Below are 16,089 nucleotides of genomic sequence, written 5' to 3'. Positions count from 1 at the left end.
TCATGAAAAAGATTATCATAACCATCACGCTATTCGCAGGCATGTTTGTTTCCTGCAAAAGCGTGCTCGACATAGAAGACATCAACACTTACGATCCTGAACAGGTATGGAACGATGAAAACCTGGCCAACGCCTACATCGCCAACCTGTATTCGCTTTTCGGGAACTGGAGCCCTTCCGAGGACCGCTTCTCCGAGCAGGTGATCGGTATTGCGCTGCCCAGGGATTTTGTGACCATCTCCAATGCCAGTTTCAAGGTATGGGACTACACCCGCATCCGCCTCATCAACCAGGCGCTGGTGAACGTAGGCACAGGCAAACTGAGCGACAATGCACGCAAAGGAATCTCCGGCCAGGCATTGTTCCTCCGCGCTTTCCTTTACTTTAACATGGTAAGGCATCATGGCGGCGTACCCTACGTAAAAGTGCCGCAGGACAAAGACACGGACGACCTCTACGTACCCCGCAACAGCACGGCCGAGTGTTTTGAGTTTATCCTCAAAGACCTGGACGATGCCATCGCCCTGCTGCCCGCGCGTATATCGCCTTCAGCGCCGGAATACGGCCGCATAGACGCCGCGTTTGCCCTGGCCTTTAAAGCAAAAGTGCTGCTGTACAAAGCCTCCCCGCAGTTCCACCCTTCCAACCCATGGGATAACGCGGACTGGGCCACTGCCTACACTGCCAATAAAAAAGCATACGACGACCTGAAAGCCCTCGGCTTCAGCCTCGTGGAAGATTACAGCAATATCGCCCTCGTGGAAAAAGGCCCCGAGACGGTGTTCCCGGTAATTAATCAGTACCCGAGCAAAGTGACCAACTGGGACAACGGCGTGCGCCCCGCCTCTGAAAGCCGTGGGCCCGCTTCCGCCGTGCCCACCTGGGAAATGGTGAAGATGTTCCCCATGAAAGACGGCAAACGTTACAACGACGCCACCAGCCCTTATTACAAAACCGACGCGCAGTTTCTTCAGAGCTACTGGGAAAACCGCGACCCTCGTTTTAACAAGTCCGTAGTATGGAGCGGCAAACCCTACCCCGTAAGCGGCAAGACCGGTAAACGCCTCTACACTTCTTTGGGCATTTCCGACCCGGGAGATGACTTCGGCACCAATCCGGACGCCAGGACCAACTCCACCAACCTGGACCGTTATTCGGGCTTCTTTATGCTCAAAAACAGCCTCCTGCGCCTCACCCAGGCACAGGTACTGCAATACGACGTGGATTTTGTGTATATGCGTTTTGCGGAAGTGATGCTGAACTATGCCGAGACCGCCAATGAGACCGGCAAACCCGCCGAAGCCCTGGATATACTGAAACAGCTCCGCCTGCGCGCAGGCATAGAGCCCGGCGCGGACGGTAATTTTGGCATCGTAGCCCCGGATCGCGTAACCATGCGTGAAGCCATCCTCATGGAAAGGAATATCGAGCTGTGTTTTGAAGGCCACCGCTTCTGGGACCTGCGCCGCCTGCGTATGCTGGACCGGCTGGACAATAGCACCAAATTCGGCGTGGAAGCTATCCCCATCAACCCGGACGGCAGCAATATGTCGCTGGACGTTGCAAGGACCAAAGCCAACGCGAACGAGCTGACGGAAACGAACTTCCGCTACGTGCTGCACCAGGTGCCGCGCTCCGGCGTGAAGGTGAATACCGTGCCCGCGACGTATTATTTCTTCCCGATCCATAAAGATGTGCTGGACCGGAACCCGAGCCTGCAACAGAACAAGGACTGGGGCGGGAATTTTAACCCGGCGCTGGATTGATAGCTGTCTGATATCTTAAATCAGCAGGAAAGACCGTCGTTGGCGGTCTTTCCTGCTTTGAATACCTCGTGTACGGTTGATTGTTGACCTAAACGATGTAAATTACTGATGCTATACCTGTCAATATAAAAACACCCGTTATGTTAAGAACCAAAATGACATCCCTTCTCAAAAGATCCATACAGGAAGAACTACCCCTTGAAGATTATTCAGTCATTTATTACAAAATGCAGATCGCGCATAACTTCATGCAGGGCGGCATCATCAACAGCCATGACCATACGCCCAACCTCAATTACCTGATGAGTTATCCTGATACCCTCGCATTTTTTGAGCTCTACAACGAAGCCCTGAACACAGATGAACGTTTTAATGGCATTGAAATACACTTCGACCGGGATATGAACACCAACGCGGTTTTCACCTGGGATCAGGCGTATTATGACGAGGATGTGGAAGGAAATGCAAAGCCCGGGAAGAAACATTAATCTCCCCTTAAGCCCGGCCTTTTAAACAAAGCAAATTCGGCCCTTTGAACAAAGCCGGAGTCTGCAACCCGTTCTACTTTTGTTTCAACAAAAACACATTGAAATGAAACAGAACAATTACCAGGGAGCATTGCAAACGCCGGTTCATTCAGGATTCAGCGCCACCTCTACTGCACAGGACGTCATCAAAGGCATCGACCTGACAGGGAAGATCGTGATCGTAACCGGCGGTAATGCCGGCATCGGGCTGGAGACCGTCAAAACACTTGCCGCCGCCGGCGCTACCGTGATCGTTCCCGCCAGGGACACGGAAAAAGCAAAGAAAAACCTCGAAGGCGTTGCCCGCGTAGAGCTGGACACCCTCGACGCCATGGACCCCGCCTCCATCGACGCATTTGCTGAAAGGTTCCTCGCGTCCGGCAGACCGCTGCACCTCCTCATCAACAATGCCGGCATTATGTGGGTGCCCCTCCGCAGGGACAGCCGCGGCATTGAATCACAACTGGCCACCAATTACCTCGGGCAATTCCACCTCACGGCAATGCTCTGGCCCGCTCTCAAAAAAGCGAACGGCGCAAGGGTGATCAACGTGTCTTCCGGTGGCCACCAGTTCGGCGGATTTGATTTCGAAGACCCAAACTTCCTGCACCGCGATTATGACACCTTACAGGCCTACGGCCAATCCAAAACCGCCAGCAACCTGTTTGCCCTCGAGCTGGACCACCGCGGCCGCGCATACAACGTACACGCCTATTCGCTGCACCCCGGTGCTATCGGCGGCACAGAACTGGCCCGCGAAGCCCCGCTGGAACTGTTTCAGCAACTGGGCTACTGCGACGCGGAAGGCAACATCCTGCCGGAAGTACTGGCGTCCTTAAAAACCATCCCGCAGGGCGCCGCCACCACCGTTTGGTGCGCTACCAGCCCCCTGCTGGACCATCTCGGCGGCGTATACTGTGAAGACGTTGAAGTAGCTGAGCTGACCAACGGCCATACCGGAACTCACGGCGTACAGGTTTATTCCCTCGATGAAACCAGCGCCAAACGCCTGTGGGCGCTCAGCGAAGAAATGACCGGCATCAGGTTCCCCGTCAGCTGATCTTGTTTTTTACCGGTATTGAATTCACGATCCTGGCAGGATATACGATCGGTATAGGATCGGTATAAGATCGCTATAGGATCGCTATAGGAGAAGAATGCTGAAAATAGTACCATGAACCGCTAAACAACGTAAATCCGGCCTTTTAAACAAAGCGCATGTCAGGGATACGCTCTATTTTTGTAAAGGACAAACGCAGCCATATGGAATACCAGGCAAAATATATCACGGAAGACATCAAACTGTCCTGCTACGAGGACAAGTTCTTCAAATCCGATATTATGTTCGACCAGCACATGCTCGTATGGTTCATCTCCGGGGAAACCAAGATCGTGCAGGCGGAAGCCACCTATGTATTCCAGGAAGGAGATATCTTCCTCATCCCCCGGAACCAGCTGGCTACCATCATCAACTATCCCAAAGACGGGCTGCCGCATAAGACCGTGGTGATGCACCTCACCGAAGCCCGGCTGCGGGACTTTTACGCCAAAGCGGACGTAAAAGCCCAAACACCGGTATCGCAGAAGATCCACCGGTACAAACATCATCCCCTGCTGGAAAGCTGCCTGGCCTCGCTGATCCCGTACTTCGACATGCAGGACATCCCGGAGAACATCGCCTCCCTGAAAATACAGGAAGCCATCAGCATCCTCCGGGCCATCGATCCGGATATAGACGGTGTGCTGACCAATTTTGAAGAGCCCGGTAAAATAGACCTGGTGACCTACATGGAAAAGAATTTTATGTTCAACATGCCCATGGAAAGGTTCGGCTACCTCACCGGCAGAAGTCTTACCACTTTCAAACGCGACTTCAAAAAGGCTTTTAACACCACGCCGCAAAGATGGCTCACCCAAAAGCGGCTGGAGCTGGCGCATTATCACCTGGCTGAAAAGAAAAAGAAACCCGTGGATGTGTGTTATGAAACAGGTTTCGAAAACCTCTCTCACTTTTCCTTTGCTTTTAAGAAACAATTCGGGTACGCTCCCACGGAATTATCCGCCCGGAACTAACATCTCCGCTTCCCGCAGATATTTAAAAACTGAAACCTTTCCCGCTGCCGGTCGTCTTACTTCATAGCCCGCTGTGATGCAGCAGGGCCCCTATTCCATCCACTCATCAAAACAGACGTACCATGAAACATGTTATTATGCTGATTTTCACGATGCTGACGCTTTCAGTATACGGACAAGACAAATACAATTACATCCAGTTTAACAAACTGACCGCCCTGCAAGGGACCGAATATGTGATCGCCACCATAGAAAACGCGGGAAAAGCGTTTTCCAGCCATGGAGAATTCCTTTTATTCATCAACGGCAGAACCGGGCAAACCAAACAGATCGATTTCCCGAAAGACGCTTACATCAACAGCGTGGAGCAGATAAAACTCGACAGCTTCCAGATCAACAAAGTTGTCGTGACGGCGAAAACCATTAACCTGGACAATAGCAAAACCATTGACTGGGGAGACCCCAGCCAGATCTTTGTGCTCTCTACGGACGGACAGGAAAAAACACAGCTTACCCCTGACAACTTCTATACTGGTACATGGCTGATCTCCAGCGAAACAGGATCCGTGGTGGTCACCGGGTATTACGATAGCAATAAAAACGGCAAACACGATAAAACCGACAAACACGAAATATTACTCTACGACCTGAAAACGCTGAAACTGATATCCAGACCCGGCGAAGGACTGAGTATGAACCCATAATCCAAATACACAAAGCCGGCCCGGGCGGATGGCTGAAAACAGCCTCTCCCAGAGCCGGCTTTTCCTTTTTTTATTAACATCCGCTTAGAAGGTAATTTACCGGTACATATCTAGCAAATTACTATACAATATTGACATCCATTCATTTATAAAAACTTTCAACCGGATATATGTAAACCCGCGACAGGGAGGGGCCGATTATTTACCAACGATTAACAAATGGATGGGAATCTTCGTGCTAAATGCAGTATTTTACATTTGGCCGAAACAACCATGCAACTGGTATGACCCATCCCGCTTTGACAAAAAATAAATTCCTTTTATTCTGGCGCCGTCAAATCAGCGCCATTATAAACGCGGGTGCAGATTCCGGCAATACTCCAAAGAATAAACGCACCAGGGTCATCAATATCTCCAGCCTGATCGCCGCATCACTTGTATTTTTTTTCGGAGGGGGATTAACCATCTTCTCAGGGTCCCTGGCCATCCTTTACCCGGCGGTACCGGAAACTTTAATGTTCACAGGTGCCATCTGGCTCAATTATAAAAGAAAATACTTTTACTCCGCCCTGCTGTGGCATATGACCTTTTGCACCGCTACCCTGATCTTCGGGATCATGCTCAGCACCGTGATAGATGCCACACATATGGCCGGTTACCTTATCGGGGCGCCGCTGCTGATCTTCAAACAAAAAGAAACCAAACTGCTCGCCGCCTGCGTGACCTGTTCCATACTGGCGCTGGTAGGTATAGAGCTGAACAATAACCTGCATTTTTTCCAGCCGCTGGATGTATCCACCACGCTGTATCCGGTATTCCGGGTAGCCACATGGCTCACCGTGATCCTGCTGAATGTGGTCGTGATCCTGTTTTACCTCCAGCAGAATAATTTATTGATCGGGAAACTCAAACAGGCCAATGCCAAGCTCAATAAAGTCAACAAAAAATTAGCCAAGGCCAGTGCATACAAGACCGTGTATGTCAATGAAACGACGCATGAGCTGCGCGCGCCGCTCAACGCCCTGTATGCCATCAGCCAGCTGCTGGATGACGATAGTATAACGGGGGAAGATCTTCAGAAAATGCACAAGAGCATGGGTTATTCCATCAGTCATGCCCTGGAGATCATCAACAATGTGCTGGAACTTGCCAAGATAGAATCCGGTAAAACGGTGCCGCTGAAAATAGAACGGATGGTGATCCGCAACTGGCTGGAAGATATCACGCGGGTATTTACCTACCAGGCGGCTTATAAAAAGGTTAATATCGAACTCCGGTTTGAAGATGACCTTCCTTCGGAGATCAATTTCCCCAGGGTGCAGGTAACGCAGGTGCTGAATAACCTTCTCAGCAATGCCATCAAATTTACGACGGACGGCAGCCTCATACAGGTGTCCGCCGGGTGTAAAGGGGATACCTGGTTCCTTTCCGTGAAAGACAATGGCATCGGTATGAACAAGGTGACGCTGGAAAAAATATTCGTCCCGTTCTTCACGAGCGGCAGCAATAATCCTACCGGCACCGGGCTGGGCATGCATATTGCCAAAAAGATCACCGAACGCCTGGGCGGAAGCCTGGTAGCGGAAAGCGAATGGGGCAAAGGCAGCCGGTTCACCGCATCTTTCCGGCTGAACATGGAAGAGTCCCCCGCCCTGTCCCCGGCCGACGATCCTTCTTCACTGATCCATCCCGCGAAGGTCCTGATCATCGACGATGATTTTATGGGCACGCATTATTACAGCAAGATACTGGGCAAAATGGGATGCGTTGTGTCCGTCGCTTATACGGGTGAGTTCGGTCTCCGCGCCGCGGAGCTGCACCGGCCTGATATCGTGATCATGGACATGTCCCTGCCGGACAAAAACGGCAAAGAATTATTACAGGAATTCAAACGCCATCCGGACCTCTCGAACATACCGATTGTATTCTTCACCGGCAGCCAGCTGGCCGAAGACCAGGAAACCGCCATGCGCCTGGGCGCCGAGGAATACCTGCTGAAACCCGTGCAGGTAGACGCTATCAACCGGATACTCAGCAAATACGCCCCTGAGCAATAACTCCCACAGATATTTTTGATCCTCATACTTAATACATAATTAGTTGATTTCCCTCCAAGTAGCCTGCGGCAATACCGCAGGCTACTTTGTTATATTCCCCGTATCCCCTTGGCCTCCTGCTATTTGTCAAAGCCGTTACATATATTCTATTATTATTTTATAACTGTAACTATTAAATGACAAAATTATGGAATCCATTATCCTGCAGAAACGGCTCTACTGCCCGTTTCCATCCCGTATTAACAGTAATGTGATTGCAGCGGACGAGCATACCGTACGCTGGATCAGAAGGTTCAGGCTCCTGCATTCGGAAGAGCAGATCCTGCAGTACAGGAAAGAGGGTTACGCCTATATGGTGGCCCGTATGTTCCCTGAAGCGGACCTGGAGACTTTATGCGCTTATTCCGATCTGAACACGTTGTTGTTCATCGTGGACGATTTCCTGGACCAGAAAGATGAAATGGTATCCGGCGGCCACGACAGCGGATCAGTTGAAAAGTTCAGCAAGGTTTTTGTGGCCATCCTGGACAACCCGGCCGTGGGTCACGGCAGCTCAGAGCCTGTATTTGCAGCCCTTGCCGACCTATGGGAAAGAATTTGCCGCCTGGGCACACCAGGCTGGATCAGTAAGTACAAAAACAGTTTGTGGCGGATCTTTCATGCAGCGCTCTGGCAGCACAAAAACATCGAAGCGGGCATCTGGCCGTCCCTGGAAGATTACATGAGCCGCCGCCAGTACATCGGCGCGGCGAACGTGGCTACGGACTGCATCGAAATGATCGACGGCATCTCGCTGCCGGAAGAAGCCTGGAACCACCCGGTGCTGGTAGAGCTCACCGAGCTTTGCAGGAACACCGTGTGCTGGGCGAACGACCTGTTTTCCCTGTCCAAAGAACGCGAGAAAGGGGAATATCACAACCTGGTGACGATCCTCTCCCATGAAAAACACATGTCGCTGAACAGGGCCGTTTCCCGCGCCATTTCCATTCACGACATCCAGGTGCGGCGCTTCATCCGCCTCACCGCATCGCTGCCGGTGTTCGAGGAAAAAATTACGACGGAGATCATCCGGTATGTGGAAGGTTTAAAAGCCATCATGCGCGCGAACATCGACTGGAGCAACCATGAAACCAGCCGGTACAGGTTCCTGTATGCGGACCAGGTGCCGGCGATGCCCCGCAGGGTACGTGCGGAAGCGGTTGCGCACTAACGGCGTACGCTGTATAGGGATCACTTCTTTTACCGGTGGCGCGGTAAGGGAGGTGATCTCTTTTTTTGGCATCCGTCATTATCAAACTAACATGTGAGGACTGGCAGAAACCATTCACCTATTTTAGCCTGATCTTAAAAGCTAATGACATCACACATTCTAAAGTATAGCCTGATCCTGTTAGCCGGATTTCTGCTCCATTGGTGGATATTTAATTTTTCATCTCTGTCCATTCCGGAAAACATACCCGCGACGCCCATTAAAGTTTATGGCTTATCAAAGCTCGCCTGGATTATTACCATCCTGATCTTTTTTCAGAAAGGATTATTAAAGGCGAAGCCGGAACGGGGAATACTTACCCTGACACTGCTCGGGACTTACGTGTATTTTATAGCTGATGTCATCTTCAAGGTTTTCATGATATCAATAGTCATGAGTGCTGAAACAACAGGTGAAGACATTTACTTTTATCTATACAACTCTATTGTGATGATACTGTTCGCCACAATACTTTCTTTTTTCGTCGCTTTTCAGTTAAAAACAAAACGAACCCTGCTATTATCCGTGTTGATCGTTGCGTTTTAATATCCTTCTATTACCTGAAACAATTCCTCCGGTTTTAATCCATCCGTAGCCAGACAAGGCTCCATCCCACCCACATAGTTATATGAAACAGCTATGCGTCAACACTCCCCTCCCCGAACAAAGCAATGACCGCCGTTGTTAAATCACCAAAAGAACGAACGGAACTAAATAGATTTAAACTATCGAATCATAATAATTAATTGATTTTGTTTATTTCATGATATTCCTATCTTTACCATCCTGCACAATTACAGGCAAATCTTCATTCAATACCACAAACCTGAAAAAATGGGACAAGAATCAAACGACATCAGCAAATGCCCGTTTCATAATGGGAGCATGAAACACAACGTAGGTGGTGGCGGCACCAGGAACCGCGATTGGTGGCCAAACCAGCTAAAGCTGAACATCCTGCGCCAGCATTCGTCAAAATCAGACCCCATGGGCCAGGATTTTAACTATGCCGAAGCCTTTAAAAGCCTCGACCTGGAAGCAGTGAAAAAAGACCTTCATGCCCTCATGACCGACTCACAGGACTGGTGGCCGGCGGACTTCGGGCATTACGGCCCCCTGTTCATCCGCATGGCATGGCACAGCGCAGGCACCTATCGTACGTTTGACGGCCGTGGCGGCGCAGGCGCGGGCCAGCAACGTTTTGCCCCGCTGAACAGCTGGCCGGACAACGTGAGCCTCGATAAAGCCCGCAGGCTGCTCTGGCCCATCAAACAGAAATATGGCAACAAACTTTCCTGGGCGGACCTCCTGATCCTTACCGGCAATATCGCGCTGGAATCCATGGGTTTTAAAACCTTCGGCTTTGCCGGCGGACGCGCCGATGTTTGGGAACCGGATGAAGATGTGTATTGGGGCGCTGAAACCACCTGGCTGGGTGGAGACATACGTTACGCTCATGGTTCCGAAGGCGTGCCCAAGGAACACGGCGTAGTATCCTCTGATGATAAAGCGGATGGCGATATCCACTCCCGCAACCTGGAAAAACCGCTGGCCGCCGTGCAGATGGGCCTCATCTACGTGAACCCCGAAGGACCCGACGGTAATCCTGACCCGATTGCCGCGGCAAAAGATATTCGTGATACTTTCGGCCGCATGGCTATGAACGATGAAGAAACCGTAGCCCTGATAGCAGGCGGGCACAGCTTTGGTAAAACCCACGGCGCCGCCCCTTCTTCCCATGTAGGCAAAGAACCTGAAGCCGCCGGACTGGAACTGCAGGGCCTTGGCTGGAGCAACAGCTACGGTTCCGGCAAAGGCGCGGATGCCATCACCAGCGGCCTGGAAGTAATCTGGACCAAAACGCCCACCCAATGGAGCAATAACTTCTTCGAAAACCTTTTCGGTTTCGAATGGCAGCTTGGCAAAAGCCCCGCCGGCGCGCACCAGTGGGTGGCAAAAGATGCGGGGGATATTATTCCCGATGCATTTGACGGTTCTAAAAAACACCGCCCCACCATGCTCACCACGGACCTCTCCTTGCGGTTCGACCCGGTGTATGAAAAAATATCCAGGCGTTTCCTGGAAAACCCCGACGCATTTGCAGATGCTTTTGCCCGGGCATGGTTTAAACTCACTCACCGCGATATGGGCCCCCGCGCACGTTATCTCGGCCCGGACGTACCGGCCGAAGAGCTGATCTGGCAGGACCCCATCCCCGAAGTGGATCATACGCTCATAGACGACAAAGACGCCGCTGCCCTGAAAACAAAAATATTGGGATCGGGCCTGAGCGTATCAGAACTTGTTTCCACCGCATGGGCTTCCGCCTCCACTTTCCGCGGTTCGGACAAACGTGGCGGCGCCAATGGCGCACGCATCCGCCTGGCTCCCCAGAAATACTGGCAGGTGAACAATCCGCCGCAGCTGCAAAAAGTACTGGATGTACTGGAAGGCATTCAGAAAGAATTCAACGGCGCACAGTCCGGCGGCAAAAAAGTGTCCCTGGCGGACCTGATCGTGCTGGCAGGCAATGCCGGTGTGGAAAAAGCAGCGAAAGACGCGGGCCAGACGGTTACCGTGCCCTTTACGCCCGGCCGCATGGATGCTTCGCAGGAACAAACCGATGTGGAATCTGTAGGTTACCTGGAGCCCGCCGCTGATGGTTTCCGGAACTACCGCAAATCAAAATCGCATGTGCCTACCGAGGCGCTGCTGATAGATAAGGCGCAACTGCTCACCCTCACCGCGCCTGAGCTCACCGTATTGCTTGGCGGCATGCGCGTGCTGAACACCAATTTTGACGGTTCCAGCCATGGCGTTTTCACCGCACGCCCGGGCCAGCTTACCAACGACTTCTTTGTAAACCTGCTGGACATGAACACTGCATGGAAAGCGGTATCCGGCGACAAGGAACTGTACGAAGGCAGCGACCGCGCTACCGGTAAGATCAAATGGGAAGGCACCCGCGCGGACCTTGTCATCGGCTCCAACGCAGAGCTGAGGGCGATTGCGGAAGTATACGGCAGTGCGGATGCACAGGGCAAATTTGTGAAAGACTTTGTAGCAGCCTGGAATAAAGTGATGAACCTGGACAGGTTTGATATATAGCCTGAAGGAATTAACAAAATGAAAAATGATAAACAGCCTCCGGGACCCCGGGGGCTGTTGTAATTATAGGCCCTGTGCCCATCAACCAACGATAAACTGCCGCTGTTTATACCACGCCGTATCCTTCATTTGTAGTCATACTCCCGCATCATAGTCTTATCTTTGCCGGACAAATAAATACAGACTATGAGCACAGAAAAAGCGATACTGGCGGGCGGTTGTTTTTGGGGAGTGGAAGAGCTGATCCGCGCCCTGCCGGGTGTAATTTCCACGGTGGTGGGATATACCGGCGGCGATGTACCCAATGCCACTTACCGCCATCACGGCACACATGCGGAGGGTATTGCGGTCACCTTCGATCCCGAACGCCTCTCCTACAGGGCGCTGCTCGAATTTTTCTTCCAGATCCACGACCCCACCACGCGGAATCGCCAGGGCAACGATATAGGCGCTTCCTACCGTTCCGCGGTCTTTTACCTGGATGAATCCCAAAAGGAAACTGCCACGGCCCTTATAGCGGAAATGACCGCCTCCGGCAAATGGCCCGGCACGATCGTCACGGAAGTAGTGCCTGCTTCGGACTTCTGGGATGCGGAAGAAGAACACCAGGATTATTTGCAAAAACATCCGAATGGGTATACCTGTCACTTTATAAGGCCCGACTGGCAATTAAAGTAAGGATATCGCAGCCGGGTTTATCTTAGCCCGGTTGTTTTTCTTTTTGCTCCCGCTCGAGCCGCTCAACGAGCGCAATGATTTTTGCTTCCCAGGGGTATATTTTGGCGGCAGCCGGGTCATATGGCGGCAGGACAGGTATCTCCGCTCCTGCTTTCCGCAATAGTGCGGCAGCTTTATTCAACCAATAACGGTACACATATGGCTCTCCGTTGCCCGATGCTTTTTTATACGCCGAAAGTGCGTGTTTCTTTACCTGTTCCATATCGCCGATAGCCAGCCAGAGTTCCGCAAGTGCGTAATAAGCCGGCTTCCTGAGATTGGCAAGACGTTCTGCTTCCTGCACTGGTTGAGGCAGCTGCCCCAGCTTAAATTTTGCAAGCGCCAGCAGCGTCTCTGCCCCATTATCCGCTATTGAAGCCACCCTGGCCATGCTAACCGCAATGCTCAGACTTTCCAGTGCCTCCCGCCACTCCTCCTTCTCGATATGCCAAATCCCGGTTAACCAATGGAGTGACCGCACTGTTGAACGGTTTGTGTCTGGCTCTGCCAAATTCAGCGCATCGGTGATATGTTTCTTTTGCAAATTCCCCTTCTGCCATTGGAAATATGCATAGGTATTTTCTAAACTGCCCTGGCGATACGAATTATAGTTCCATTTCCTCCCCATTTTATCCAGCAGCGGCCACATTTTTTCTGCTTCTTCCAACCAGCCTAAACTTACTAAACTCGAATATTTAAAAAAGCGGCACATGAAAATCGATTGCTGGTTATCACTGAATTCAGAAACTTTGAGGGCAAGGTCCAAAATCCTGTTTTCTGTGGCATAGTCACCCTGACAGTCAAAATAGAAGGCTACATTCCGTAAGCTGGTTGTCAGGTCCGGCAGATCGTTTTCATTAAACTCCGACAGCAGGTACTCGTGAATTGCAAACGTTTTGTCCCAATCTCCAAGGGAAGACATTGCGATGGTGGCTAATGTCAGTAACGCACCCGCTCTCTCGTCATTTAGTTCCGGGGCACTGGTCAGCCATCCGTTCGGAAAAAATTGCCGGAGCAATGTTAACAAGAGATTATGTGCTTCAAGACGAAACGCCAATGTATTGCTCAGGTCGGGCCGGAGCGCAAGGAATGCCTTTTCGTATCGCCCCATTCGCAGCAATATTCTTACGATATTCAGCCCGTCGCTCACATCTTCCAACGTTTTTGCATACTGGTGCGGAACATGCGTTCTGGAGGAAAAATGATCCACTACCAACTGACCGAACTCCCGGGTTTCGTCGGGCGCCATTCTTCCCGATGCTACCGCACGCACTACCGGGTGCAGTTCATAACGATCCGTTTGCGCTTCATACTGCACCAGTCCCCTTACTTCAAGATCCTGCACCGTTTTTCCCAGTTCTATGTCGGCGGCACGAAACTCGTCCGAATTACGCCAGTTTTCCATCGCTTCAAGGTAGTTTTTCCATCTTTTTTGCGCTGCAACGTAATTTTTTTTCCGTATTTCTTTTTCTTTATCGGTCAGATCTTTCCATGCCCACCTGCTTATTTCCGGGTTCTGAGGCTCTGTTACTTCCTCCGGTTCCGGCGGCAAATGAGGATTTAGTGCCAGAAGTGTACTGTAATCCACCGCCTCATAAATCAGCGTCAAAGTAGAGAGCAATTGCCAGCTTTTGGACGGAAGCATATTCATAGCTACCGAAAGTATATGGTTTTGCCTGGCTACTAGGTCGAGGCTTGCGAGGTTCAGCTTTCCTCCGCCCGCCGGATCGTTCACCCATTTATCAAAATTCCCCCGGCCTGGCATATAGTGCCTGATAAGGCCTACCAGCACCCCGATCGTGAGTGGATGACAGCCGCAGTTTGTTGTCAGGTAATTCTGGATAGCCGCTGAATCACCGCTGATATTCGCATCGCGGAACATGGCTTCCGCGTCAGTGGGGCGAAGCCCCTGTAACAGGTAACGCAGCACTCCGGGAATAGGCTGATCTGAAACATTCAGCAAAGCCCGGGGTACCAGCCTTGAGCTGGCCAGTATCTTGGAAGGCGTACAGGTGGCCAGTCTTTGCAGCAGGTCGTCATCCTCATCGTTTATACATGCGCAGGGATGTTTTTTGCTGATGTTCTCCACTTCTTCCGGTGTTTTAATCAGGAAGTCTTCGGCAAAACGGGTGTTATTGTAATTCTCCAGTACCCGCTCCAGTCCGTCAAGGATGACCAGCCATGCACCGCTGCTAAGAAGCGGGATCAGCATGTCCGCCAATGCCGGGGTTTTCATCTCCTCAAAATCTTTAACGTTTTGCCCGGTGATATAAGCCAGCGCATGCCGGCAAAAATCCGTCATTATCGCGCCCTTTTCATAAAAGGAATACCAGAAGATCCCTTTCCAGTCGCTACGTGCTTTTTTGGCCTGATTGATCGTCCACTCCCAGGTGAGCATACTCTTGCCGGTACCGCCCATTGCTTCAAACAGCAGCACCGTATATGGATTGGCCGCGCTTGCCCAGTCGTCCAGCGCATTCAGTTCCGCCTGCCGGCCTACAAAATTCCGGTTCACCAGGTAGCTGGGCTTGTAATATGGCTGGGGCGGTACCGGCGAATACCGGAACCCGTTCACCGCGGACGCCGGCGTGCCGGAACTGAGTAATGCAGGCTGAGACCCGGTGGATTTTTGGAATATAGGTTCGGGCCTTTTGCATACATGCCCCGCCTTTTGTAACGAAAACTCAAAAACACCATCGGTCTCTACATTGATATCCTTATTGACAACCCAAGTATGCCTCTCCGGCAGGTATTTATAATGCATGCCCTTAATCTTCAGGTCATCCGGATCTATTTCAATAATATTGAACCCGTTTTGCGAACTGCGAGACTCATACCCCGCACCCGCGGCAATAAATACGGTTTCGCCCGCGTTACCGTCTCTCCTGAATGAATTGCCCGCATCGTGAATGTGCCCGGAAAGAACAAGATCGGATTTTCTTTTTACCGTATTCCAGGCCGCATTGTCGCAATAGTGGAAACACATTTCCGGATGATGCACCATGGAAAGCACTACCTCCTTCCTGATATTGGTTTGCCCGTAACATGCCACCTGTGGCAGGCCCAGGGCAAGCTGCTTATTATCATCTCCGTCGTAACCGCAAAAAAACGCACTGTTCAGTCCCACGATCTTCAGCTTCAGCCCATCATTACCCAAAGGCATTTCCGCCACGTACTCACCATAACGGCCGAATGCCAGATTATCCATGTATGACTTTATAAATTCAAAGTATGCCGTTGTAGTAGCCATTACTTTGGGAAAAGCATCTTCCGACGACAACACCTCATGCAGCTCCTGCTCATTCTTGAAGGAGTACCACCATTTTACATATCCCGGTTTTATCCGGCTCCTTTCCACATCATGATTGCCGGGTATGATAAAGATCCGCCCTTTGCCGATCCCGCAGCAATCCGCCACCCCGTCTATAAATTCCTTCGCTTTTTTATACTCCTCCGGCTTACCCCCGAAAGCAACATCCCCGGTAAGCAACAACAGGTCCGGCTTGTCTTCTTTTTCGCAAAGTTCCTGTATCGCTGTCAGGAGAGAGCTGACCACAACATCCTGTGCCAGCCCGGTGGATTTAAAGTGCAGATCGGATAAATGGAGTATCTTCAATTTCATTCGGTGGACGATTATGCGTGATCGATGTTATGCTACAAAACAATTCTTCAAAATGGGGAAACCCTATATGAATCCCTGAAACACTCAAACAGGTTTGAAAACAAAGAAAGCCGAATAAATCCTGTGATCTATTCGGCTCTGAGTTTTATACTTCAATATCCCCCGCGGGGATGATTATTCAATGGTGTTGCTCCAAGATAAAGAAAAATATCAGGAATATTTCCATCCTCTCCTTTTTTTTGACGGCTACACGCAGTACCTCACCC

10 protein-coding genes are annotated in these 16,089 nt (G+C 51.1%); 9 read left to right on the top strand and 1 reads right to left on the bottom strand.

The features are described from left to right. Positions 1-2: 2 nt before the first annotated feature. From EG028_RS20240 to msrA, 9 genes are all read left to right on the top strand, one after another. A complete protein-coding gene (locus EG028_RS20240) occupies positions 3-1,766 on the top strand; it encodes a RagB/SusD family nutrient uptake outer membrane protein (RefSeq protein ID WP_120518190.1) in 1,764 nt (587 codons plus the stop codon). A gap of 140 nt (positions 1,767-1,906) precedes the next feature. Beyond that, a complete protein-coding gene (locus EG028_RS20235; RefSeq protein ID WP_123864735.1) occupies positions 1,907-2,254 on the top strand; it encodes a hypothetical protein in 348 nt (115 codons plus the stop codon). Between the two features lie 103 nt (positions 2,255-2,357). Further along, a complete protein-coding gene (locus EG028_RS20230) occupies positions 2,358-3,353 on the top strand; it encodes an SDR family NAD(P)-dependent oxidoreductase (RefSeq protein ID WP_120518145.1) in 996 nt (331 codons plus the stop codon). A gap of 158 nt (positions 3,354-3,511) precedes the next feature. Further along, positions 3,512-4,366 carry a helix-turn-helix domain-containing protein gene (locus EG028_RS20225; protein WP_241559180.1) on the top strand — a complete coding sequence of 285 codons (855 nt, stop codon included), beginning with the start codon at positions 3,512-3,514 and terminating at the stop codon, positions 4,364-4,366. A 122-nt stretch (positions 4,367-4,488) separates the two neighbouring features. Then, on the top strand, positions 4,489-5,070 hold the full coding sequence (locus EG028_RS20220) for a hypothetical protein (protein WP_120518143.1): 582 nt from the start codon (positions 4,489-4,491) through the stop codon (positions 5,068-5,070). A gap of 284 nt (positions 5,071-5,354) precedes the next feature. Then, the gene (locus tag EG028_RS20215) at positions 5,355-7,127 is read left to right on the top strand and encodes an ATP-binding response regulator (protein WP_162946584.1); all 1,773 of its coding nucleotides are present in this window, start codon (positions 5,355-5,357) and stop codon (positions 7,125-7,127) included. A gap of 187 nt (positions 7,128-7,314) precedes the next feature. Then, positions 7,315-8,337 (top strand): terpene synthase family protein, encoded by a 1,023-nt coding sequence (locus EG028_RS20210; RefSeq protein WP_120518141.1) that lies wholly within the window; start codon positions 7,315-7,317, stop codon positions 8,335-8,337. Positions 8,338-9,210: 873 nt separating this feature from the next. Next, the gene (gene katG, locus EG028_RS20205; protein ID WP_120518139.1) at positions 9,211-11,484 is read left to right on the top strand and encodes a catalase/peroxidase HPI; all 2,274 of its coding nucleotides are present in this window, start codon (positions 9,211-9,213) and stop codon (positions 11,482-11,484) included. A gap of 186 nt (positions 11,485-11,670) precedes the next feature. After that, a complete protein-coding gene (gene msrA, locus EG028_RS20200) occupies positions 11,671-12,162 on the top strand; it encodes a peptide-methionine (S)-S-oxide reductase MsrA (RefSeq protein ID WP_120518138.1) in 492 nt (163 codons plus the stop codon). A 22-nt stretch (positions 12,163-12,184) separates the two neighbouring features. On the opposite strand, the gene EG028_RS20195 is transcribed toward msrA, so the two are convergent. Further along, complete coding sequence (locus tag EG028_RS20195) at positions 12,185-15,823, bottom strand: metallophosphoesterase (protein ID WP_120518137.1); 3,639 nt, start codon at positions 15,821-15,823, stop codon at positions 12,185-12,187. Positions 15,824-16,089: the final 266 nt, after the last annotated feature.

The organism is Chitinophaga barathri (assembly GCF_003807585.1).
Taxonomy (GTDB): domain Bacteria; phylum Bacteroidota; class Bacteroidia; order Chitinophagales; family Chitinophagaceae; genus Chitinophaga; species Chitinophaga barathri.
The sequence above is the reverse complement of the archived record's forward strand: the minus strand, read 5'-3'. Positions and strand labels throughout refer to the sequence as shown.

What these genes read in the sequence shown, in the direction of transcription:
- EG028_RS20240 (WP_120518190.1), top strand. Translation starts at nt 3, where the DNA reads ATGAAAAAGATTATCATAACCATCACGCTATTCGCAGGCATGTTTGTT.
- EG028_RS20225 (WP_241559180.1), top strand. Translation starts at nt 3,512, where the DNA reads ATGTCAGGGATACGCTCTATTTTTGTAAAGGACAAACGCAGCCATATG.
- EG028_RS20220 (WP_120518143.1), top strand. Translation starts at nt 4,489, where the DNA reads ATGAAACATGTTATTATGCTGATTTTCACGATGCTGACGCTTTCAGTA.
- katG (WP_120518139.1), top strand. Translation starts at nt 9,211, where the DNA reads ATGGGACAAGAATCAAACGACATCAGCAAATGCCCGTTTCATAATGGG.
- EG028_RS20210 (WP_120518141.1), top strand. Translation starts at nt 7,315, where the DNA reads ATGGAATCCATTATCCTGCAGAAACGGCTCTACTGCCCGTTTCCATCC.
- EG028_RS20215 (WP_162946584.1), top strand. Translation starts at nt 5,355, where the DNA reads ATGACCCATCCCGCTTTGACAAAAAATAAATTCCTTTTATTCTGGCGC.
- EG028_RS20230 (WP_120518145.1), top strand. Translation starts at nt 2,358, where the DNA reads ATGAAACAGAACAATTACCAGGGAGCATTGCAAACGCCGGTTCATTCA.
- msrA (WP_120518138.1), top strand. Translation starts at nt 11,671, where the DNA reads ATGAGCACAGAAAAAGCGATACTGGCGGGCGGTTGTTTTTGGGGAGTG.
- EG028_RS20195 (WP_120518137.1), bottom strand. Translation starts at nt 15,823, where the DNA reads ATGAAATTGAAGATACTCCATTTATCCGATCTGCACTTTAAATCCACC.
- EG028_RS20235 (WP_123864735.1), top strand. Translation starts at nt 1,907, where the DNA reads ATGTTAAGAACCAAAATGACATCCCTTCTCAAAAGATCCATACAGGAA.